Source organism: Capnocytophaga sp. G1920, assembly GCF_051417515.1.
Genome location: NZ_JBPRKH010000024.1, coordinates 23,390 through 43,216 on the forward strand (window position 1 = coordinate 23,390; position 19,827 = coordinate 43,216).

Annotated in this window: 20 protein-coding genes and 1 pseudogene; 7 read left to right on the forward strand and 14 right to left on the reverse strand. The window is 39.2% G+C overall.

The window, feature by feature from the left end:
• Positions 1-25 precede the first annotated feature (25 nt).
• The 4 genes from ACSQ7D_RS11460 to ACSQ7D_RS11475 all read left to right on the forward strand — a co-directional run bounded on the left by ACSQ7D_RS11460 (position 26) and on the right by ACSQ7D_RS11475 (position 2,957).
• Positions 26-1,282, forward strand: a complete 1,257-nt coding sequence (locus ACSQ7D_RS11460) for an ABC transporter permease (protein WP_437136320.1) — start codon at positions 26-28, stop codon at positions 1,280-1,282.
• Positions 1,257-1,706, forward strand: coding sequence for an acyl-CoA thioesterase (locus ACSQ7D_RS11465; protein WP_437136321.1), 450 nt, complete (start codon positions 1,257-1,259; stop codon positions 1,704-1,706). The genes ACSQ7D_RS11460 and ACSQ7D_RS11465 overlap by 26 nt, the downstream gene beginning before the upstream one ends.
• Before the next feature lie 76 nt (positions 1,707-1,782).
• Positions 1,783-2,433 (forward strand): hypothetical protein, encoded by a 651-nt coding sequence (locus tag ACSQ7D_RS11470; protein WP_437136322.1) that lies wholly within the window; start codon positions 1,783-1,785, stop codon positions 2,431-2,433.
• Positions 2,430-2,957, forward strand: a complete 528-nt coding sequence (locus tag ACSQ7D_RS11475) for a hypothetical protein (protein ID WP_009418101.1) — start codon at positions 2,430-2,432, stop codon at positions 2,955-2,957. Before ACSQ7D_RS11470 ends, ACSQ7D_RS11475 begins: the two co-directional genes overlap by 4 nt.
• Positions 2,958-3,033: 76 nt before the next feature.
• Here ACSQ7D_RS11475 and ACSQ7D_RS11480 read toward each other — a convergent pair whose 3' ends face one another.
• The 14 genes from ACSQ7D_RS11480 to ACSQ7D_RS11545 form a co-directional block, all read right to left on the reverse strand.
• Positions 3,034-4,344 carry a phenylacetate--CoA ligase family protein gene (locus tag ACSQ7D_RS11480; protein ID WP_437136323.1) on the reverse strand — a complete coding sequence of 437 codons (1,311 nt, stop codon included), beginning with the start codon at positions 4,342-4,344 and terminating at the stop codon, positions 3,034-3,036.
• Between the two features lie 80 nt (positions 4,345-4,424).
• The gene (locus tag ACSQ7D_RS11485; RefSeq protein ID WP_437136324.1) at positions 4,425-6,428 is read right to left on the reverse strand and encodes a hypothetical protein; all 2,004 of its coding nucleotides are present in this window, start codon (positions 6,426-6,428) and stop codon (positions 4,425-4,427) included.
• A gap of 89 nt (positions 6,429-6,517) precedes the next feature.
• Positions 6,518-7,771, reverse strand: coding sequence for an NAD(P)/FAD-dependent oxidoreductase (locus ACSQ7D_RS11490; RefSeq protein WP_437136325.1), 1,254 nt, complete (start codon positions 7,769-7,771; stop codon positions 6,518-6,520).
• A gap of 52 nt (positions 7,772-7,823) precedes the next feature.
• A complete protein-coding gene (locus tag ACSQ7D_RS11495) occupies positions 7,824-8,180 on the reverse strand; it encodes a 4Fe-4S binding protein (protein ID WP_437136326.1) in 357 nt (118 codons plus the stop codon).
• A gap of 79 nt (positions 8,181-8,259) precedes the next feature.
• A complete protein-coding gene (locus ACSQ7D_RS11500) occupies positions 8,260-8,391 on the reverse strand; it encodes a hypothetical protein (protein ID WP_437136327.1) in 132 nt (43 codons plus the stop codon).
• A 216-nt stretch (positions 8,392-8,607) separates the two neighbouring features.
• A complete protein-coding gene (gene creD / locus ACSQ7D_RS11505; RefSeq protein ID WP_437136328.1) occupies positions 8,608-9,957 on the reverse strand; it encodes a cell envelope integrity protein CreD in 1,350 nt (449 codons plus the stop codon).
• Positions 9,958-10,099: 142 nt separating this feature from the next.
• Positions 10,100-10,402: a winged helix-turn-helix domain-containing protein gene (locus ACSQ7D_RS11510; RefSeq protein ID WP_002672954.1), complete on the reverse strand. Its 303-nt coding sequence runs from the start codon at positions 10,400-10,402 to the stop codon at positions 10,100-10,102.
• Between the two features lie 28 nt (positions 10,403-10,430).
• Positions 10,431-11,063, reverse strand: a complete 633-nt coding sequence (locus tag ACSQ7D_RS11515; protein ID WP_437136334.1) for a DUF308 domain-containing protein — start codon at positions 11,061-11,063, stop codon at positions 10,431-10,433.
• 180 nt (positions 11,064-11,243) lie between these two features.
• On the reverse strand, positions 11,244-14,171 hold the full coding sequence (locus ACSQ7D_RS11520; protein ID WP_437136329.1) for a M16 family metallopeptidase: 2,928 nt from the start codon (positions 14,169-14,171) through the stop codon (positions 11,244-11,246).
• Positions 14,172-14,255: 84 nt separating this feature from the next.
• Positions 14,256-14,591: a 2Fe-2S iron-sulfur cluster-binding protein gene (locus tag ACSQ7D_RS11525; protein WP_002672959.1), complete on the reverse strand. Its 336-nt coding sequence runs from the start codon at positions 14,589-14,591 to the stop codon at positions 14,256-14,258.
• Positions 14,592-15,704, reverse strand: coding sequence for a sugar-binding protein (locus tag ACSQ7D_RS11530; RefSeq protein ID WP_437136330.1), 1,113 nt, complete (start codon positions 15,702-15,704; stop codon positions 14,592-14,594).
• A 77-nt stretch (positions 15,705-15,781) separates the two neighbouring features.
• Positions 15,782-16,033 (reverse strand): hypothetical protein, encoded by a 252-nt coding sequence (locus tag ACSQ7D_RS11535; RefSeq protein WP_009420942.1) that lies wholly within the window; start codon positions 16,031-16,033, stop codon positions 15,782-15,784.
• Between the two features lie 65 nt (positions 16,034-16,098).
• Positions 16,099-17,157, reverse strand: coding sequence for an NAD(P)/FAD-dependent oxidoreductase (locus tag ACSQ7D_RS11540; protein ID WP_437136331.1), 1,059 nt, complete (start codon positions 17,155-17,157; stop codon positions 16,099-16,101).
• A 289-nt stretch (positions 17,158-17,446) separates the two neighbouring features.
• A complete protein-coding gene (locus ACSQ7D_RS11545) occupies positions 17,447-17,656 on the reverse strand; it encodes a hypothetical protein (RefSeq protein WP_437136332.1) in 210 nt (69 codons plus the stop codon).
• A gap of 218 nt (positions 17,657-17,874) precedes the next feature.
• Between ACSQ7D_RS11545 and ACSQ7D_RS11550 the strand changes: the two genes are divergently transcribed.
• From ACSQ7D_RS11550 to ACSQ7D_RS11560, 3 genes and pseudogenes are all read left to right on the forward strand, one after another.
• The gene (locus ACSQ7D_RS11550; RefSeq protein ID WP_437136333.1) at positions 17,875-18,810 is read left to right on the forward strand and encodes a DUF368 domain-containing protein; all 936 of its coding nucleotides are present in this window, start codon (positions 17,875-17,877) and stop codon (positions 18,808-18,810) included.
• Between the two features lies 1 nt (position 18,811).
• A pseudogene (locus tag ACSQ7D_RS11555) lies at positions 18,812-19,453 on the forward strand (MFS transporter); the annotation flags it as partial.
• A 44-nt stretch (positions 19,454-19,497) separates the two neighbouring features.
• Positions 19,498-19,827 (forward strand): transposase (locus ACSQ7D_RS11560; RefSeq protein ID WP_437136260.1); only part of this gene is annotated, 330 nt, incomplete at its 3' end.

A 19,827-nucleotide genomic window follows, 5' to 3' on the forward strand; every position in this document is an offset into this window, starting at 1 on the left:
ATCTTTGCCCCCTATTCAAACCGTTATGTTTCAATCTATAAAAAAAGAAGCCTTATTGCTACTTCGCGATGTGGGGGCACTTATCATTCTCTTTGCAATGCCATTACTATTAGTGGTAACCATTACACTATTGCAGGACGGAGCTTTTAAGAATATCAGTGAGCAGAAAACAGCCGTTCTGTTAGTAGATAACGATGGCGGTAAAATTGCCAAAAACATCAGTAAGAGTTTAGAAGGAAGTGCTTTCCATATAGTGAAGACATTAGACGGCAAACCTATTGGTGAATCTATGGCACGTGATCAGGTGCTGAAAGGCAACTATCTGCTGGCTATTGTAATTCCCGCTGAACTCTCCTCCAGCTTGCAAAATAAAGTGCAACAGAATGTTGAGACGATTATCAACACTTTTGCAGGCGAGACCGTAACGCCTACTGAAACGGCTTATACTACCAAAGAAATACGCCTCTATTTTGACCCTACTTTGCAGACTTCGTTTAAAGAAAGTGTGAAGAGTGGTATTGACAAATTGCTATACCAAATAGAAAATCAGTTTATTTATAAAGCCTTTGAGAGTCAGTTAGAGGAAGGGGTGCGTTTACCAAAAACAGAAGCGTTAGTAAGTTTTAGAGAAATCAATCCTAATACCGCTACTGCTACTATCCCCAACGCTACCCAGCACAATGTACCCGCGTGGGCTCTCTTTGCTATCTTCTTCATTACCATACCGCTATCGGCGAGTATTGTAAAGGAAAAAACACAAGGCACAGGACTCCGACTCTTTACGAGTCCCCTACCCTACTGGGCATTACTCACCGCTAAAATCATTGTTTTTCTGATGATTAGCTTACTACAATTCGCTTTGATGGTAGTAATGGGCGTGTTTGTATTTCCTTATTTAGGCTTACCAATGTTGGATGTGGGAGGTAAACTTTTATCCTTGTTATTAGTCGCCATAGTGTCAGGGCTTTCGGCGATAGGTTTGGGGGTACTCTTAGGGACTTTGGCAAAAACCCAAGAACAATCAGCGCCTTTGGGAGCTACCCTCACAGTGCTTTTTGCAGCCATTGGGGGCGTGTGGATACCTACCTTTGCAATGCCCCACATTATGCAATTGCTTTCTAACATTTCCCCTATGAACTGGGGATTACAAGCTTTCTACGAGGTATTGTTAAGAGGCGGTTCTGCGAGTAGTTTGCTACCTAAAATAGGCGCTTTACTGCTCTTTTTCATCAGTTGTATTCTTATCTCTATTTATTATGACAAAGCCAAAAGAAACGTATAAACCTGCGAATTTATCTGAGAGCCTTATTATTACGGTACGCTTTAGCGAAACCGACCCACTTGGTATTGTGTGGCACGGCAACTACATCAAATATTTTGAAGACGGACGAGAAGCCTTTGGGAGAAAGTACGGTATTTCTTACCTTGATGTAGAGCGCGAAGGCTATGCAACACCTATTGTGAAGAGTGTATGCGAACACAAGAAGATGGTGCGCTATGGCGAACGTTTGCGTATTGAAACTCACTATATTCCCACTAATGTAGCGAAACTCATCTTTCAGTATTTTATCTACAACGAAGCCAATGAGTTGGTTTGTACGGGAGAAACTGTACAAGTATTTACTTCATTAAAAGATAATAGCTTATCGCTGTATAAGCCTAAGTTTTTTGAAGAATGGGAGAAACAATTGATAATTGACAATTGATAATTATCAAAAAAAAACAGCTTTTTCTTGTTTTTGAAGGTTATTTTTCTTACTTTTGGCGAAAAATCATTCTACAATGAGAACGGTTATATATTTGGAAGAATTTGTAAAAAAGGTTTATAAAAAATTAACTGACGAAGGATATGAGTCAGATAAAGATGATAGACCTTCTTTTATGTTTTTCACCAAAACAGAGGGAGAGCATCAGTTTGAAATTGGTCTTCGCTATACGAGAAATAGGTTCACAACCTACGTAAACTATCGGAATCTCTTAGTTTTAGAGCAGTTGAAAGCATTAGGTATTAGCCCTTTTCACAGTGAATTAATAGGGTGTACTTTTTCTGAGATCCCAGACAAATATTCTTTTGGTAGACGTTTGACACCTGAGGAACTTAGAAAACACACTATGATACGCAATAAAGAACCTGAGGAACTTTTTAAAGAATGGGAAGAATATTATAAAACTATTATGATACCTTTTCTCAATGAATGTTATGACATCAAAAAAGTATACAATTGGGTAGTTCAAGAAAATATAGAGACTAAACCTTACCTTTATGACCAATGTCTTTTTTTCTACTTTGTAGGCAAAATGGCAAACATATCTAATGAAGAACTAAAAAAATTATTCGATACATATAGTGAAAGAGTTAAAGAAGGAGCTCCTTACAACTCTTATGAGAAATTTTTACTTCTAAAAAATAAAGTACTAAAAGAATTAAAATGAATAAATTTATTGAAAAATTAGACTTCTACATAAAGTCTTACGATGTAGAAAAAGAACTTTACAAACGTGGGAAAAAATGGCGTAAAAAGGGCTTTCTCACAAAAAAACAATTTATGCAAATTTGCTTGTGGAAATCACGCCGCGCTAAAAAAAGATATGATTCCAACGATGCAACCCTTGTAAAGAAAATCACCAAAGAAGCCTTTGCAGAAAGTGATGAAAAGAAAAAAATAGAGAAGCTTACAGAACTCAAAGGTGTAAGAATCCCAGTTGCTTCTGCAATTTTAAGCGTAACAGATAGTGATAATAACTATCCCATTATTGATGAACGCTGTATGCAAGCTTTAAAGACTCTTTACAAAATTGAATGGAAAGTTATTACTTCTAATAGCTGGCTTAATTATTTAGATTTTATAAGAAAACTTGCAAGAGAACATAACAAAACAGCTCGAGAAATAGAAAAAGGGCTTTTTGCTTTCAATCGAATGGAGTTAGATAAAGATTTAACAAATCTCTATTCTTGAAAATCTTGGGCTGTTACAGCTAAAGTAACACATAAAAATAAGATTTGCTAATAGTTTTTTTGTTTTCATATACAATTTAATTTAACGGTTTGCGTTTATCTACAAATTTCATCGGTTTGCGACTGCCCAACGGATAGAGCTGCTGCTCAATGAGGGCTATATCGCAGAACTCAATCTTAGGTACTACCCTGAGTTTAGCACGGAAGTGATGACTTATCTGCTCACGAAGGGCTTCAGTAGGAGTTTTTGTCCCTATTTTGATAAGGATTTCATCGGTGAGGATATCATTGGTATTGATTTCTATAATGTAATTCTCTATGGCTTCAAAACCCGTAAGCAAATCCATTAGGGCTGGTGGGTAAAGAGTAGTTCCTTTGTATTTGATCATCTGCTGTTTGCGACCGAGTACAGGGCTCACTCGTGCCGTATGTCGCCCACATTTACAAGGGGTACTGTGCATCGCTACTATATCGCCTGTTCGAAAACGCAACAGTGGCATACCTTCCACTCCTAAAGTGGTAATCGTGAGCTCGCCACTCTCACCATCGGGTACGGGATGTCCTTCGTCGTCTAATACCTCAGTGATGATGAGCTCAGGGTGGTGATGCCCTCCGTGTTGGTACTCACACTCGGTAAAAGTAGTGCTCATCTCGGTAGAAGCATAAGTGGAGTAAAGTTGTAATCCCTGCCATTTTTCAGTAATCTTTTTCGCTAAGAGCGTAGGGCTAAAATCCTGATTACGCAACGCCTCGCCTATACACACTACTCCCTTTACGGAAGAAGCGCGATAGTCGATATCATTCTTTTCGGCATATTCTATCATTTTCAGCACAAAGGAAGGAACGGCAATAAGATATTTAGGTTCGTACAATCGGATAGAATCCCATTGCAATTCGGGTATTCCTGCCCCTACCCTAATGATGCTTGCCCCCATTTTGCGTATGCCTAAGAAATAAGCTAAGCCTGCCATAAAACGACGGTCGATAGTGGTCATCAGTTGGACTACATCGCCTTTTTGAATGCCTGCACAAGCCAATGAGATAGCTTCGTTGTACGCCAAACGGTCTAAATCCTTATCGGTGAGACCAAAAGTAACGGGCGTTCCCATAGTGCCTGAGGTTGAAGCATAGTCTACAATAGCAGTTTTAGGTACGCAGAGGAAAGCGTCGTTCTCGCGTTGCAAATCATCTTTATGGGTTGTGGGTATTTTTTGTAAATCGGCAAGGGTGCGGATATCCTCTATACGGATATGGTGCTTGCGGAAGAGATTTTGATAAAAGACCGATTTTTCATTGAGATATTGCAATAGCTCTCGCAGTTTTTCTTCTTGAAAAGCTACAATCTCGGCTTCCGATTGGGTTTCTATGGTTGGAATAAGTGCACTCATTATTTTTGTTAATAAAACTTTACCAAGGGTTCTAATGCCCGTGTGGCTCACACCTTTGGCAAAGTTGTATGTAAATTTCCTTATTTAAAAAGTCGTTTTAAGGAATTTAAGAATCCTTTTTCTACTACATCGATACCGATACCAAAATTACTATCAGCCATAGTGTGATAATCTTCGCGAATAGGTTCCAATTTATCTAATGGCAATTCGATATTCGTGAGCGGATTGTACTCCACAATCACCTTACCAGAGTTTTTAGTGATAAACTTTTGGGTTTTATGGGTGAAATACTCATTTTCGATATCACACTCTTGTACGGTGTATTTTTCCTTAGTATCGATATTTTCATCAGTTTTGAGCTCTATTTCGTAACGCTCACTATCGAAGTTGTGCCAGAAGCTCGCATCGCTGTGCTGGTGTTCACGAATACTATTTTTCAATACACTACCATCGTAGTACATCAAGAAACGACGACCTTCATTGTCTATAAAATAAGGCTGTTCAATAGTTGCTTCGTACTTCACTACAAATTCATTTTCCACCTTATCGTCCTTCACTATTTGCAAAGTAGCATCTTTGAAAATCTCGCGGAAATCTTTGCCTTTGCGGTCGTTCACATAGTTGAGCGCATAGAACAAGGAGTTGTTCCAGCTGTCCAAACGTTCGTTTTTGTTGCTCGACTTAAAGTAACCGCGCATAGAGTTTGCACGATTGTAACGATAGGTAGTAAGCAGTTGTATTTTGCCCGTATTGCCTTTGGCTTCTAAGGTGATGTGCTCATCTATACAAAAATTGTCGAAATGGGTAGGTTTGCGCACTTGTAACTCTTGGTCAGGCAAGATTTCCATAAAGTGACAAAAAGAAATCACTGCGCGTTTCTCCAATTTACCAAACTCGTTACGAGCTGTGGCATCTACAAAGTATTCTTTACCTTCGTAATTGATTTTCACCACTACGTGATTGAACGAAAGTAACGAAGGGAGATAGAATTGCAAGTAATAATCAGAATTGTAGTTCACCAATATCACTGAAGCCTCTACACCGAGATAGTTGAGGATTGATTTTAACAATACACATTTCGCTTTACAATCACCTTGCTTATTTTGGTAAGTAAGTGCAGGTGCTTGCGGTTTGTGTCCATTCATCTCATCGGCGTTGTACACGTAGTAGATGTTGTTTTGTACGAACTCTATAGCGTATTGCAATTTCTCGTCGAGGGTAGCCATACCGTTGAGTTTCTCCACCAAATCGGGGGCAAAATCAGCGGGTTGTGCTTTGAACACTTCTTCGTAAAGCGGATAGATATAGTTAGAAAGTTCTTTCCAAGTACTATCAGTAGCGAAGTCTATAAAAGGGAAAATTTCGCGGTTAGGGTCTACTGGGTTGATGTAGTTTTCTTGTACTATCTCAAATGCTTCTCCTTGTGCTAAGTATTTCACCTGACTTGGGATTACGTTGCCTTGCTCGTCGCGGAAAAACACATCTTTATAAGCCACGCGTTTGTCGCGATTATTGATGAGTTTGAAGTGGTATTTACCGTACGCCCAATAAGTATCTGGGGTTACATATACGTATTTCATAAAGTCCCGACGCAAGAACTCTTTCTCAGTAAATACCTTTTCTTTGGTGTCTTCCAAAATAAGGATATCATCTAAGTGAAGGTCTTTGATGGAGAAGTTCAGTTTTTTAGAACTGCTGATAATACCACGACCGCTTTGCCCTTCGTTGTCCAATACTTTTATAGTAGTATCAGCTGTTTTGTCAATTAGCTGAGCGTTGCGATACACACTGATGCGGTGTATACTGAAATACTCATTTTCTTCGAGTATCATATCATACATCGAAGCGCGTTCCAAGTTTTCGGGTTGGGTAAGGGTATAAGCCATCAACGTATAGTCAGAGGCACTATTATCGTCTATTTTGCTGTATTTATGTAAGAAATAGCAGTAGTCACGTCCCTCGTCGGTTTGCTCTCGAGAGAAATCAGTCTCTACTAAAAGTTTTTCGATTTCACTATCTGAAAGGGAATTTGTCCAATCTCCCGCTTCTACAAAGCGGTACAATTCTTTTTCTTCTGTTTGCACTTTTTTAGTTTAGAGTTTAAAATTAAGAGTTATAAGAGTATTTAAGTGGGCACAAAGGTACTACTTTTTTACCGTTCAGCCAAAAAAGTTTATGCCTCCTTCATTCCCAAACCGTTATCAATGGCATATGCCATATTTTCAATGATATGCTTGTGTTTGGTTACAAACGGATTGGTAGTATCCCACACGTAACCCGCAAGTACCGAACATATCTTCTTCTTCACCTCTTCATTTCCTGGCTGATGAAAGAAGAGCGTTTGTAAATTGCCTGTATACCATTCTCTTACATAAGAAGTAAACACCTCTATACCACGTTGCATATACTCGGCGTATTCCTTTTGCCAATCTACTTTTTCACCCGCAAGTTCGCGTTTTACCAATTTAGCCGCCAACATCCCCGATTCGGTAGCAAAAGCCACTCCTGAGGAGAACACAGGATCTAAGAACTCGGTACTGTTGCCCGTGAGCACAAACCCTTCGCCAAAGAGTTTTTTCACCGAGCAGGAATAACTTTGTATCTTATTGGGCTTGAACAGAAAATCCGAATGTTCAAAGCGTGCTCGGTAGAAGTCAGAACGTTTGATTGCTTTGCGAAGAGCTTCTTCGGTATCTCCCGAAGCCGACAAAGCGTTGATATAGTGCGTAGGTCCTACAATGCCCACGCTGGTATTGCCGTTAGAGAACGGAATTACCCATAGCCATACTTCACGCTCCAATACATCAAATGAAATAAGCGTACCTTCTTCACCCGCAGGACGTACCTTCCCCTCTTTGATATGAGTAAAAATAGACGAGTGGTCGTCTAACTTCGAAGGCGAATTGAGGTCTAACAAGCGAGGCAACACACGCCCATAACCACTGGCATCAATTACAAATTTAGAGGTAATTTCGCTCACCTCGCCATTAGCGTCTTTCACCGTAGTGACCTGATGGTCGGGGAAGAATTGCACATTGGTAACTTCGGTTTCAAAAGTGAGATTTACTCCTTTTCGAATGACCTCTTGTGCCAAAACATTATCGAAATCGGCACGAGGCACTTGCCACGTCCAATCCCAACCTTTGCCGTACTTCTTGCCAAAATCAAACTGACATACTTGTTCCCCACGAATAAAACGGGCACCCCATTTTACTTCGTACTTTTGGGCTTCCAAGGCTGGCATAAAACCCGCTTCCTCAAAATGATCCATCACACGCGGAATAAGGCTCTCACCTACTACCAAGCGCGGGAATTTTGTTTTCTCTACCACGCGCACCTTCACACCGTTGTTATGCAAATAGGCTGCTGATACACAACCCGAAGGACCTGCGCCAATTACCAATACATCTGTTACTTCTTTTTTCATAGATACTCTTTTTTAAAAGTATGGGGACAAATATACTACTTTTTTTGTAAAACTACGCTTCTTCGTCGTGAATAAAGCGTTTTTTAGCCAAAAGTTCTTCTTCTGTTTCTTGGTAGGCATCATCGGGCACACAGCAATCCACAGGACATACAGCAGCACATTGGGGTTCATCGTGAAAACCAATGCATTCAGTACACTTGTCCGCCACGATAAAGTAAATATCATCATTGATAGCTTTCTGGGGCTCGTCCGCGTCCACTTCCAATCCGCTCGGTAATACCACACGTCCCTTTAAGGTCGTACCATCGCTATAACGCCAATCGTCAGCACCTTCATAAATAGCATTGTTAGGACATTCGGGTTCGCAAGCCCCGCAGTTGATACAATCGTCAGTTATTATTATAGCCACTTGAGTTTTATGTTTTTAGTTATGAATTATCAGTTAAAAAGGGTGCAAAGATAATACTTTTATTTCTATTATTCAACAACTACCCATAATCACCTTCTACAAACTCCACTTTTCCTACTATTTTGCAAGCCTTATCCTTTATCATTTCTTTGTCATTTGTTTGTCTTTCCTTCGTCTTTTCTCTATCTGCCCGTGCGGCTCGCACCGTCATTTGTTCGTCTTTTGTTCGTCTTTTGTTCGTCTTTTGTTCGTCTTTTGTTCGTCTTTTGTTCGTTTATTGTTTATTTGCTCGTGTGGCTCACACCTGCTTGTGTGACTCACACCGTCATTAACTTGGTATTATTGGCATTTTTGGCATTATGGTATAAAAAAAGACTGCCAGATGTTCTCTAACAGTCCTTTTTACCTTTTACCTTTTATCTTTTACCTATTTACCTGAATCCGACCATTCCACTTTCCGCGACACATACATCACAATAGCCAAAATGGTAAATAAACCTATACTTCCCACTAATAAAGCATAACTTTCCAGCTGAATAATCACGTAAATAAAACCGTAGAGTGCTGCTAATGAAAGTCCTATAAAAGTAGGGAACTTCTTGTTTTTCAGTATAGAAACCGAATACAAACTGATAAGTCCTACCGTCATTACCGATGATATAAAGTAAGCAAACGAGAAGCTACTGTGTTCTGTAATCGATATGAGCAAAGTGTAAAACAACACCAATGCCAAGCCTATCATTGAGTATTGGAAGATGTGAATCTTTATCTTACTAATGCTTTGTATCAAGAAGAATATCAAGAAAGTGAGAAATATCACCAAATAACCGTATTTAGTAGCGCGTTCATTCTGCTGATATTGGTCTACGGGAATGATAAAATCTACATCGTAAGTGTATTGCGAAATGTTCGGCAAACTCCCAAACGATTGTTGTGCAAACGGACGATTGATGTGCAACACCTTCCACGAAGCGTTAAACCCATTGCTGTTTATCTGTTTGGTGTAAGGCAAAAAGCTACCTGTAAAGCTGGGGTTAGCCCAGTTAGAGGTAAGGGTACTCTCGGTAGTCTTCCCTATGGGCACAATGGCTATTTTCTTACTACCGTCGTACTGCACCGTAAAACTAAACGAAGGGTTAGCCAAAAACTCCTGATAGTTGATAAAACCTGTTTCAAGCGATGCCACCTCATTAGCCTTACTATCATTTTCATAGTAATAATCCTCGTCGTCTTTTTGCTCATAGATAGGTTCAAAAGCGTAATCCTTGCCACCTAATTGAATGCTTACCCCATTCTTAATACTTGCGAGGTTAGTAGTGCGAATGAGAATCGTAGCCTTATCCCAACTGATATCTTCGTTAGGAATTCCTTTGGCTATAAAATTAGGTGCCACATAACTACCCGTAAAGTCCATAGACGCATTAAACACCACCGATTCGTAGTTGTTACGCTTCTTCACCTCAGTCTTTACATTCGAAGTATTTTTCAGTTCCTCGGGGAAGAAATAAGCGTACTGTGTCTCAAAAGCGTTTTTGTTCTTGTCGCTGTACACTTTGTAAGGAATTTTGAGGATAGGTCCATAGAAAAAGACCTCGCGCCCCCACTTGCTATCAATCTCATTGATAACCTCCTCCTGACGTTCTTTGCGCTCTCTCACTAAGTTTTGCACTAATAAGAGCGGAATGAGCAATACCAAAGTAAGTGCCCCAATAAGCACCAAACGAAAAGTGTTTGATTGCCATACATTAGATGTTGTTGATGGTTTTTCTGGATACATAATATTTGAATTTACAATTAATAATTAACAATAATAAAAGTACTTTGCATTTCAAAGTATCTCTATAAAAAAGAAAGGAGTTGATGTTTCTCCTTTACGGATTGTCCCCCTTCGGGGGTTCGGGGGCAAATCGACAAATCTGCTAATTTGCTAATTTCCCAATAATCTTCTCGAGTGCATTCAAATGTTCTTGAAAAGCCTCTTTCCCCTTTTCAGTTACCTTATAACTCGTATTCGTCTTCCTTCCCACAAACGATTTTTCAATAGTGATATACTCTTCAGCTTCCAAGGCACGGGTATGGCTTGCCAGATTGCCGTCGGTTACCCCTAAGAGTTCTTTCAGGGTATTAAAGTCGGCACTGTCATTAACCATCAACACCGACATTATGGCTAAGCGAATGCGATGGTCAAAAGCCTTATTGATATGTGCTAAAAAAGTCTTCAATTTTCTTCTTTATTCGTCCCGACTTATGTCACTGTTGGTCTTTTCCTTTATTGCGTTCGTATTTAAAGTGCATAATGCCTCCATAGAGAACGTGGCATACTCCAAAACCTAATGTCCAGAACAAGAGTCCGTAACCAGGAAAATATACCGCTAACAAGCCTAACACAATCTCGGTAATTCCCAAATAATGTACATCTCCAAAGGTGTATTTGCTCACATTCACACACGCCAATCCGTAAAAAATAAGCGTCATTGGCGCAAGCAGTCCGTAGTACCCATTTTTGATGAGCAATACACTGAGTAGCCCACCCGTAAGTAGCGGAATAGCAAAGTTATACAAAGCCCTTTTGGCGGTAGCATTCACAAGGCTTTCCCCACTGCGTTTTGCCTTACGCGCCGAAAACAAGTAAGCCGTCACCAATGAGGCTACAAGCACCGCTAATGCAATTGTCATAATAGCTTTAAAGGTACGACTTTCTATAAGCACATAAGGATAATAGATGTAATGATGTTCCAACAACATATATACCCCTGCTGCACCTATCAGGGCATACACACCTGCCAATACCCCCGAAAGTCCGCTAAGCGAAAGAAAAAGGGTAGACTTACGCATCATCTGGCGTATCTCGTGTAGGTCGTTTAAGTATTTATTCTCTTCCATAATGAAGTACTTTGTGGTGCAAAGTAACGGATAATAATAATAACTACCAAATATTTTTATCACAAATCTTTAAAATATTTTAGATGAGTATTGTAAATGAGTGTATTATATATAAATAATCAGTGTTAAAGTCGCACGACTTTAACACTGATTATGAGAAATAAAAAATATTTTCTTATTCTAATATCCAAAGAGTTCTTCTAATGAGAGCTTCTTAAAGTCTCCTATTTTTTGGAGGTCATCTTTTGAGAGTTTCTTTTCTGAAGCTAAAATCACATAAGTATAAGGTTTTTTAGAGAGATATTTGTCGTGGAAAGCTTTGATGTCTTTCATTGTAATACCATCTACATTTTGATATACTTGCTTGCGTATATCGTCTTTAAGACCCAATTCTTGTGCGGCTAAATAGCTATAAATAATACCGTCTTGTGTAATGCGCTCGGTTTCTATTTCTTGCTTGATTTGTAGTTTAGCTAATTGGAGATTAGCAGGCAATTCAGGCATTGTATTGAGCAGTTCATTCATTGCTTCAACGGCTTCTTTAAACTTATCAGCTTGTGAACCTACATAGGCAAGCATATAGTATTTATCAGCTTTCTTTCTTGGGGAAGCGTAGAAACCATAAGTGCTATATGCCAAAGCTTTACTTTCGCGAATGGTTTGGAATACCAAAGAACCCATACCCCCACCGAAGTAGTTGTTGAACGCACTAATTACAGTACTTTCAGCTGGATTGAAAGGAACGGTATTGCGTATCCAACGGGTTTCAGCTTGTACCATTTCATAATCGGCAAAGAGCACTTGGTTTTTAGTTTGCTCTACTTGTTTAAACTCTTTTTTAGGAGCTACCTTAGCAAACTTAGCAGGGACTTTATGCAAAGTTTTTAGTTTATTAGTAAGTTCTGAAAGGGTAGCAGGTCCATAATAAATAACTGTTTGCTCTACATTGTTTAGGTTTTTAAGTTTATCTACCAACTCTTTCCCTGTAATAGCCTCAATTTCGGCATCAGAGAAGGTGTAGTTATATTTGTTTTTAGCCCCATACATTGCATAATTTGTTAAAGCTTGCATAATAGCATTTCTATTAGCTTTGGCATCTATACGCGATTTAACTACACGAGCTTTCAAGGCTTTAAGGGCTTCTTCATCTACTTTAATATTGGCAATAAAGTCTTCGTAAAGTTTCACAGCTGCTTCAAAGTTTTCTTGTAAACCTTCTATATTTACAGTAGTATACTCGTCACTGTTTGAAATTCTAAAGCTTGAAGCTATTTTATAGAATTCTTTGGTAAGCTGTTCAGCTGATTTTTTATCAGTACCCAAAAACTGACTATAATTAGCTGCTATTGCTAATTTCAAATCATTAAGAGTACCTACTTTATAACGGAAAGTAAGGCGATACAATTCATTGTCTTTGTTTTGTACGTAAAGTATTTCTGCTTTGCCTAATTTTCCTTTTTGTAGGTCTTTATTATAATCTAAGAAAACAGGCTTTACAGGAGTACTTGGCATCTCGTTCACCATTTTCACAAAAGCTGATTGTTTATCAGCATTGGTCTCAACAGGAGTAATAGCCGGTTTTTCAATCTTCTCTACATTAGGGCGAGTTCCTTTCTCTTTATACACAGCTACGTAGTTATTACCGAGATATTTATTGGCAAAAGCTACGATATCAGCTTTGGTGAGTTTAGAAAGGTTGTTCACATACGCTACTTGGTCTTTCCAGTCTAAGTTATCAGTAAAAGCTGACATTAGCATATTAGCGCGGTTGCCATAAGACTCAGTCGCTTGAATGGTTTGCTTTTTCAAGTTGTTGATGATAGAAGGAATAAGGTCATCATCAAAGTTACCTTTTTTGAGGTTTTCTATTTCCCCCAACATAAGGTCTTTTACTTGTTCTAACGACTGCCCTTGTAGAGGTCTTCCAGAAAGGTATAATACGCCATAGTCTATAAGCGTATAAGCAAAGGCACTTGCCCCAAGGAGTTTTTGTTTTTTTACAAGGTTCAAGTCAATAAGACCTGCTTTACCATTAGTAAGAATTTCCCCTACTAAATCGGCTAAGAGAGCATCTTTATCTTGGTTACCAGGCAAGCGGAATGCCATCGAAACGCTTTCGGCATCGGGTCCTACTACCTTCTTAATGATAGGTGCTGTAATAGGAGCTTCTTTCTCAAAAGTATATTGAGGCACTGCTTTGGGTTGCATATAGCTAAATGCCTTATCAATTTGAGCGATAACAGTATCAGGGTTGAAATCTCCTGCCAATATTACTGCCATATTGTTGGGCACGTAATAGGTATGGAAGTATTTGCGAATTTCTTTCAGTGAAGGATTTTTCAAATGCTCTACCGTACCGATAGTGGTTTGCAAGCCATAATTGTGCTTTTTGAATAGCTCAGAGAAGAGAGTTTCAAACACCTCGCTATTGTCGCTATCCAAAGAGCGGTTTTTCTCTTCGTATACAGCCTCCAATTCAGTATGGAAGATACGAAGTACAGGGTTGCGGAAGCGTTCAGCTTGTACAGTAATGTACTTGTTGATAGCATTAGCAGGCACATCGTCAGTATACACTGTTTTTTCAAACGAAGTAAAAGCATTGGTACCTTGTGCACCCATAGCAGTCATCATCTTATCGTACTCATTGGCGATAGCATACTTACTAGCTACTCCTGAAACCGAATCTATCAGTTTATAGATAGCTTTGCGTTTAGCAGGGTCTTTGGTGTGATTGTACTCTTCGTAGAGGGCGTCGATTTTGTCGAGTTCTACTTTTTCCTTAGCCCAATCAAGTGAACCGTATTTATCAGTTCCCTTAAAGAGCAAATGCTCTAAATAATGTGCAAGCCCTGTATTAGTAGCAGGGTCGGTTTTACTACCTGCTTTCACAGCTACATAGCACTGAATGCGAGGTTCTTTATTCGTAGGACTCAAAATAACTGTAAGTCCGTTTTTCAAGGTATAAAACCTTGCATTGGTGGGGTCGTGCGTTACATATTTATAAGTGTAACCGCCTCCTTGAGCTTCTTTCCACTCATAGTTTTGAGCGGAAGCACCGAATGTTATAGCTACTGTAAAGAGCCATAAGAATAGATTCCTTTTTAACATATTTGGCGAATTAATATTTAAACAGCGCAAAAGTAGTAATTTAATGCTCAACTACAAAATACTTCTCGATATTTTTTATCTTTCTTATGCAAATGGTGCTAATACCACTTCCAAACCATCTATTTCAGGTGTAATCGGAATTTGGCAACCTAATCTACTATTAGGCTTCACGTAAAAAGCCTCCGAAAGCATTGCTTCTTCTTCTGCTGACATCTCAGGAAGCAACACCTCTTCTGCATTCTGAATATAGCACTGGCAAGAGGCGCACATTGCCATACCACCACAGATGCCTATCTCGCCATCTTGGGCAATTTCATAAGCACGCATTACCTCCATAAGGTTCATATTCATATCAGTAGGGGCTTCTATTTCGTATAGAAGCCCCTCGCGATCGGTTATTTTAAGATGTATCTCGTTCATTTATTTTGCGGGGAAGTACTCTATTCTGCGAACGCGAGCACAAACGGGCTTGTCGTTCTCAAACATTATAATCTGTGTCCAGTTACCCATTTTATCAAAAGTATAACGGTATTTATAATTGAAATCAGGAGTAGTATAAGCAGTAAGCAAGTTGTGCTCATCATACACTTTGGTCGAGGCTACCCCTTTCCGTGTTTTAATAATCTGCGTCTCTCCAAATTTGTTAAACATATAATTCGTCTCTACGTAAAAGTTAGGATCGTCATTAGCCGTACAAATGGTCTGTATGAGTTGCCCTGCTTTGTTGTATTTGTGCTGGCATACGGTCTCTTGTCCTGCTTGGTTAATATACGTCGCTTTGGTTAAATTCTTATCCTTGTCGTATTCGTTCTCTGTTTTTAAAAACACATTCTTGTTGAGCACTTTTTCCTCTGTCTCGCTCACCTTGTTCATATTGTTGTATTTATACGACTTCTCTTTGGTGTACTCCGGACGTATTTTCTGTTCCAATACAAGGTTCTTCTGCTCATATCGTTGAATATCTTTCTCCAATGCCGATACGCTAGCTACCTTATTCTTCTCAATACAGTTACCTAAATCGTCGTATTTATACGTGATAGTGATAAGCCACTCATTGGTCACCCCATCATTCTCATCAATCTTTACCAACTGATTCTTCTCATTGTAAAAATACTGTCGGTTCACCGTCAGTTCTCCGTCTCCCAAGGTAAACACCGACTGACTTTTATTGATTTTTCCTTTCTTGTCATAAAAGAAGCGCATTCCTCCAAAAGGTCGATTTTCGGCATTATAGGTTTTAATTTCAAGATTGCGCCCTCCGTTGTCGAACAGATAAGATATATTAGTTTTAGAATGCTTCTTTTCGTCTTTTTCCACCTTCCATTCTTCGGAATAAGGAAAAACATTATAAGTGTTCCCATCAAAGGTTTTAGTACCTTTCGGACTCGCTTCCAGAAGAAATGAATAATCCTCTACTTTCTTTACTTTCCCTTTCAGTTGTAGGGATTTACTACCCAAAGTATCTATTTGGGCGTGTAGCGAAACACCACCTGCCAATAAGACACTTGCTAATAGTACATTTATACTCTTCATTTTATATTTAGTTATTAGTATTTTAGAAGCAATTATTCCGAATAGTATTCTTGTCAAAAGTAGCAGCTGATAAAAATTTACAATTCATTGAGGACTTCATCTAAATCACGCGCTTTCATTTTTCCCCCTCTCACCGCTTTCACTTCTTTCATTCCTTGCAAAAGCATCTTCTTGAATTTTTGTTCTTTAGGTGTCAGCGAACGTTTAGTTTTAGGCAACGCATCATCATCCTTTGTTTCTGTATACTGTACAAAACTAAGTTTTTTAGCATATTCCACAAAAGCCAATGCTGAAGCACTCGTCTCATTAATAGTTAGTGTTATGGGCATATCCTTTTATTTAATCATTAGTTTTTTTATTTCTTTTACCTTTTACCTCTTATCTCTTACCTCATCTAAATCGCTTTCACCACTGCCTTTTCAGCCTCTTTGCGAGAACCGTCAAAACCGTCTATACCCACTACCGTAGTGTATTTTAACACATATTTTTTATTAGGGTAAATGCGGTTGTACACACTTTGGCACATTAAGGTCGCTTCGTGAAAGCCACAAAGTATCAGTTTCAGTTTTCCTGGGTAAGTATTTACGTCGCCTATGGCGTATACTCCCTCTATACAAGTTTGATAGTCTAAGGCATTGTTCACCTTCACAGCATTTCTTTCAATCTCCACGCCCCACGTAGCAATAGGTCCTAATTTAGGAGTAAGTCCAAACAAAGGTATAAAAGCATCAGCTACAAGAGTTTCTCTTTCGCCCCCTTCCTGCTCCAATACTACCGACTCCAAATGCTTTTCTCCACCTAATCCCACTACCTCATAAGGCGTTTTTAAGTTGATTTTCCCCGCCTCTTTGAGGGCTCTCACTTTTTCAACCGAATCCAATGCCCCGCGAAACTCATTACGGCGGTGCACTAAGGTAACCGAAGCCGTTGCTACTTTCTCGGCTAAGTAAATACTCCAATCGAGTGCAGAGTCGCCTCCTCCGGCTATCACCACGTGTTTGCCTGCGTAACTCTCGGGGTGTTTCACAAAGTAAGCCACTCCCCTATCTTCGTATTGTTCAAGGTTTGGCAGTTCAGGCTTGCGAGGTTCAAAAGTACCCAATCCTCCTGCAATAGCTACAGCTTTCCCTTTTATTTGGGTGCCTTTATCAGTAGTAACCACAAAAGTACCATCATCATTTTTAGTAAGAGTCATCGCTGTTTCGCCAAGCGTAAATTCAGGCTGAAACTGCTTGATTTGCTCCATTAAATTATCTACTAATTCCGAAGCCCCTACACTCGGGTATCCTGGTATATCAAAAATAGGCTTCTTGGGGTACAACTCAGTAAGCTGACCGCCCACCTGAGGGAGCGTATCTATCAAATGACATTTTAACCTAAGCAATCCTGCCTCAAACACAGCAAACAATCCCGTAGGTCCCGCCCCTATAATGATGATATCCGTTTCTTTCATTCATTGTTATTTTGGGTGCAAAATTACTAAAAAAAACTGAAAAGCAAAAAGCAAAACAGCAAAATAAGTATATTTCCCGTATTTCTATTCACCAAAATACCTATTGATTACCAGCATCTTCTTAATACACCTTTTGCATACTATCCCATAAGGTTCATCTTTTGTCCGTCTGTCCGTACAGCCCGCACCGTCTTTGCCTCGCTACACTCCCTTTTCACAATATGGACTTTGCCAAAGTTTCAGACTTTGGTAAAGTTGAAAGCTCCCAATAATCTCTTTCTTACCTCCATTATATCCTTAATTTAAATCTGTCATTTGTTCGTTCATCGTTCATCTTTTCTTCGTCATTTGTTCGTTCATTGTTCGTCTTTTGTTCGTCATTTGTTCGTCTTTTGTTCGTCTTTTGTTCGTCTTTTGTTCGTCTTTTGTTCGTTGTAGACCCACTGTAGACCCACTGTAGACCCATTGTAGACCCACTGTAGAGCCACTGTAGACCCACTCATCGTTCGTTTATCCTATAAGCTTCCTATAAGCTTTATATAATCCTCTCCCAATTTCTCCATTAACCATTAACCACTAACCATTAATCATTAACCATTAACCTTGCTCCCAAAGTGAATAACAAAGATTTTTAAACTTCTATCTTTTTGGTCAATGAATATTATTTTATTACTTTTGCACCCGTTAAGTTCAATATTGAAACAGAAACCGTTCTTTATGAAACGTACATTTTTAGATTACTTTTTTATCACCCTCAAAGGGCTCGCTATGGGTGCTGCCGATGTGGTACCAGGAGTCTCAGGGGGAACTATTGCCTTCATTTCGGGTATTTATGAAGAGTTAGTCGATTCTATCAGCAAAGTAAACTTACAAGCCTTCAAACTCCTTTTTACAAAAGGGTTAGTTGCTTTCTGGAAACACATCAATGGGAATTTCTTTGTAGCTCTCTTTGCAGGGATAGGTATCAGTATCCTTTCGCTTGCCAAAGGTATGAAATGGCTGTTAGAAAATCACCCCATAATGGTATGGTCTTTCTTCTTCGGACTAATGATTGCAAGTGTCTTTTTCCTAACAAAAGAAATAAAACGTTGGAATCTCGCTGCTGTTTTAGCTATGATAGTTGGAGGGATTGTTGCTTATATTATCACTGTTATTCCTCCTTTGGTAAATGGCAGTAACCAAAGTATTATCTTTATCTTTTTCTGTGGTGCCTTAGCCATTTGCGCTATGATACTCCCAGGTATATCAGGAGCTTTTGTATTGGTGCTTCTGGGGGCTTACCACACTGTTTTAGATGCGCTTAGTTCTTGGAATTTTAAAGTGATTGGCGTTTTTGCTATTGGAGCTATCACAGGTATTCTTAGCTTTTCAAAAGCTTTAAAATGGTTATTTGCTAAATTCCGAAACCTTACCTTTGCAGGACTCACAGGCTTTATTATTGGGTCACTGAACAAAGTATGGCCTTGGAAAGAAACTCTCGAAACAGACCCTACTAATGGCAGTGTGATATGGGAAAAAAGCATATCGCCTTGGGCTTTCAAAACAATCACCAATACCAATCCGCAAATCCTAACCGCTATCTTATTGGCTATTATAGGTTTCTGTGTGATTTACTCTATTGAAAAGTTAGGCGCAAAACGCACTCAAAATTAATATGAAACCATTAGAACGAGGACATAAAAAACTACTCAATGCGTGGGCTTTTTACGATTGGGCTAACTCTGTCTATTCTCTCACCATTGTCTCTACTATCTTCCCTATTTTCTACGGATTGTTATTTCGCATTGCAAAGCTCACCCATATTGAGCTCTTTGGAATGGTGATTAAAAGCACTTCTGTGATTGCTTTTGTAACCGCTTTAGCTTTTGCAGTAGTGGTAGTACTCTCCCCTATCCTCAGTGGTATCGCCGATTACTTAGGGAATAAAAAGAGCTTTATGCGCTTTTTCTGCTATTTAGGAGCTATCTCTTGTGTAGGGTTATATTGGTTTTCCTTAGAACATATTTACTTCGGACTCTTGTGCTATTTTTGTGGCGTAGTAGGCTTTTGGGGGAGTATCGTATTCTATAATTCTTATTTACCCGATATCGCTCTCCCTGAACAGTACGACGCCGTAAGTGCCAAAGGCTACAGCTTAGGGTATACAGGTAGTGTATTATTGCTTATTTTTAACCTCATAATTGTAATGAAACCACAATGGGTAGGCTTTGCTACTACTGATGCTGAAACGACTCTCACCACTATGCGCATCTCGTTTATTACAGTAGGAATATGGTGGATAGGCTTTAGTAGTATCTGTCATATCCTGAAATAGGTTTACACTAAAAACCATAAAAAGATATGACAAAAGGGAGGAAAGAAACAGTTCGGTACAGTGATTGCTTTAAGTTGAGTATCGTAGAAGAGATTGAGAGAAACGGATTGAGTATTGAAAACTGCCGACGCAAGTACGGCATTGGAGGAAGTACAACGATTCAAAAATGGCTCAAAAAGTATGGCAAAGATCACTTATTAAATAAAATAGTACGCGTGGAAACAATTGATGAAATCGGGGAGCTTCAAGCTCTTAAAAAGGAGTTAAAAGCCCTTAAAGAGGCTTTTGCTGAAACGACTTTAGAGAATAAAGTTTATAAGACTTATTTTCAAATTCTTGGTCAGGAAACAGGAATG

Coding starts and splice junctions, on each gene's coding strand:
- ACSQ7D_RS11465 (WP_437136321.1), top strand. CDS start 1,257: ATGACAAAGCCAAAAGAAACGTATAAACCTGCGAATTTATCTGAGAGC.
- ACSQ7D_RS11535 (WP_009420942.1), bottom strand. CDS start 16,033: ATGCCCATAACACTAACTATTAATGAGACGAGTGCTTCAGCATTGGCT.
- ACSQ7D_RS11475 (WP_009418101.1), top strand. CDS start 2,430: ATGAATAAATTTATTGAAAAATTAGACTTCTACATAAAGTCTTACGAT.
- ACSQ7D_RS11515 (WP_437136334.1), bottom strand. CDS start 11,063: ATGGAAGAGAATAAATACTTAAACGACCTACACGAGATACGCCAGATG.
- ACSQ7D_RS11480 (WP_437136323.1), bottom strand. CDS start 4,344: ATGAGTGCACTTATTCCAACCATAGAAACCCAATCGGAAGCCGAGATT.
- ACSQ7D_RS11525 (WP_002672959.1), bottom strand. CDS start 14,591: ATGAACGAGATACATCTTAAAATAACCGATCGCGAGGGGCTTCTATAC.
- ACSQ7D_RS11550 (WP_437136333.1), top strand. CDS start 17,875: ATGAAACGTACATTTTTAGATTACTTTTTTATCACCCTCAAAGGGCTC.
- creD (WP_437136328.1), bottom strand. CDS start 9,957: ATGTATCCAGAAAAACCATCAACAACATCTAATGTATGGCAATCAAAC.
- ACSQ7D_RS11490 (WP_437136325.1), bottom strand. CDS start 7,771: ATGAAAAAAGAAGTAACAGATGTATTGGTAATTGGCGCAGGTCCTTCG.
- ACSQ7D_RS11530 (WP_437136330.1), bottom strand. CDS start 15,704: ATGAAGAGTATAAATGTACTATTAGCAAGTGTCTTATTGGCAGGTGGT.
- ACSQ7D_RS11470 (WP_437136322.1), top strand. CDS start 1,783: ATGAGAACGGTTATATATTTGGAAGAATTTGTAAAAAAGGTTTATAAA.
- ACSQ7D_RS11500 (WP_437136327.1), bottom strand. CDS start 8,391: ATGACGGTGCGAGCCGCACGGGCAGATAGAGAAAAGACGAAGGAAAGA.
- ACSQ7D_RS11460 (WP_437136320.1), top strand. CDS start 26: ATGTTTCAATCTATAAAAAAAGAAGCCTTATTGCTACTTCGCGATGTG.
- ACSQ7D_RS11520 (WP_437136329.1), bottom strand. CDS start 14,171: ATGTTAAAAAGGAATCTATTCTTATGGCTCTTTACAGTAGCTATAACA.
- ACSQ7D_RS11540 (WP_437136331.1), bottom strand. CDS start 17,157: ATGAAAGAAACGGATATCATCATTATAGGGGCGGGACCTACGGGATTG.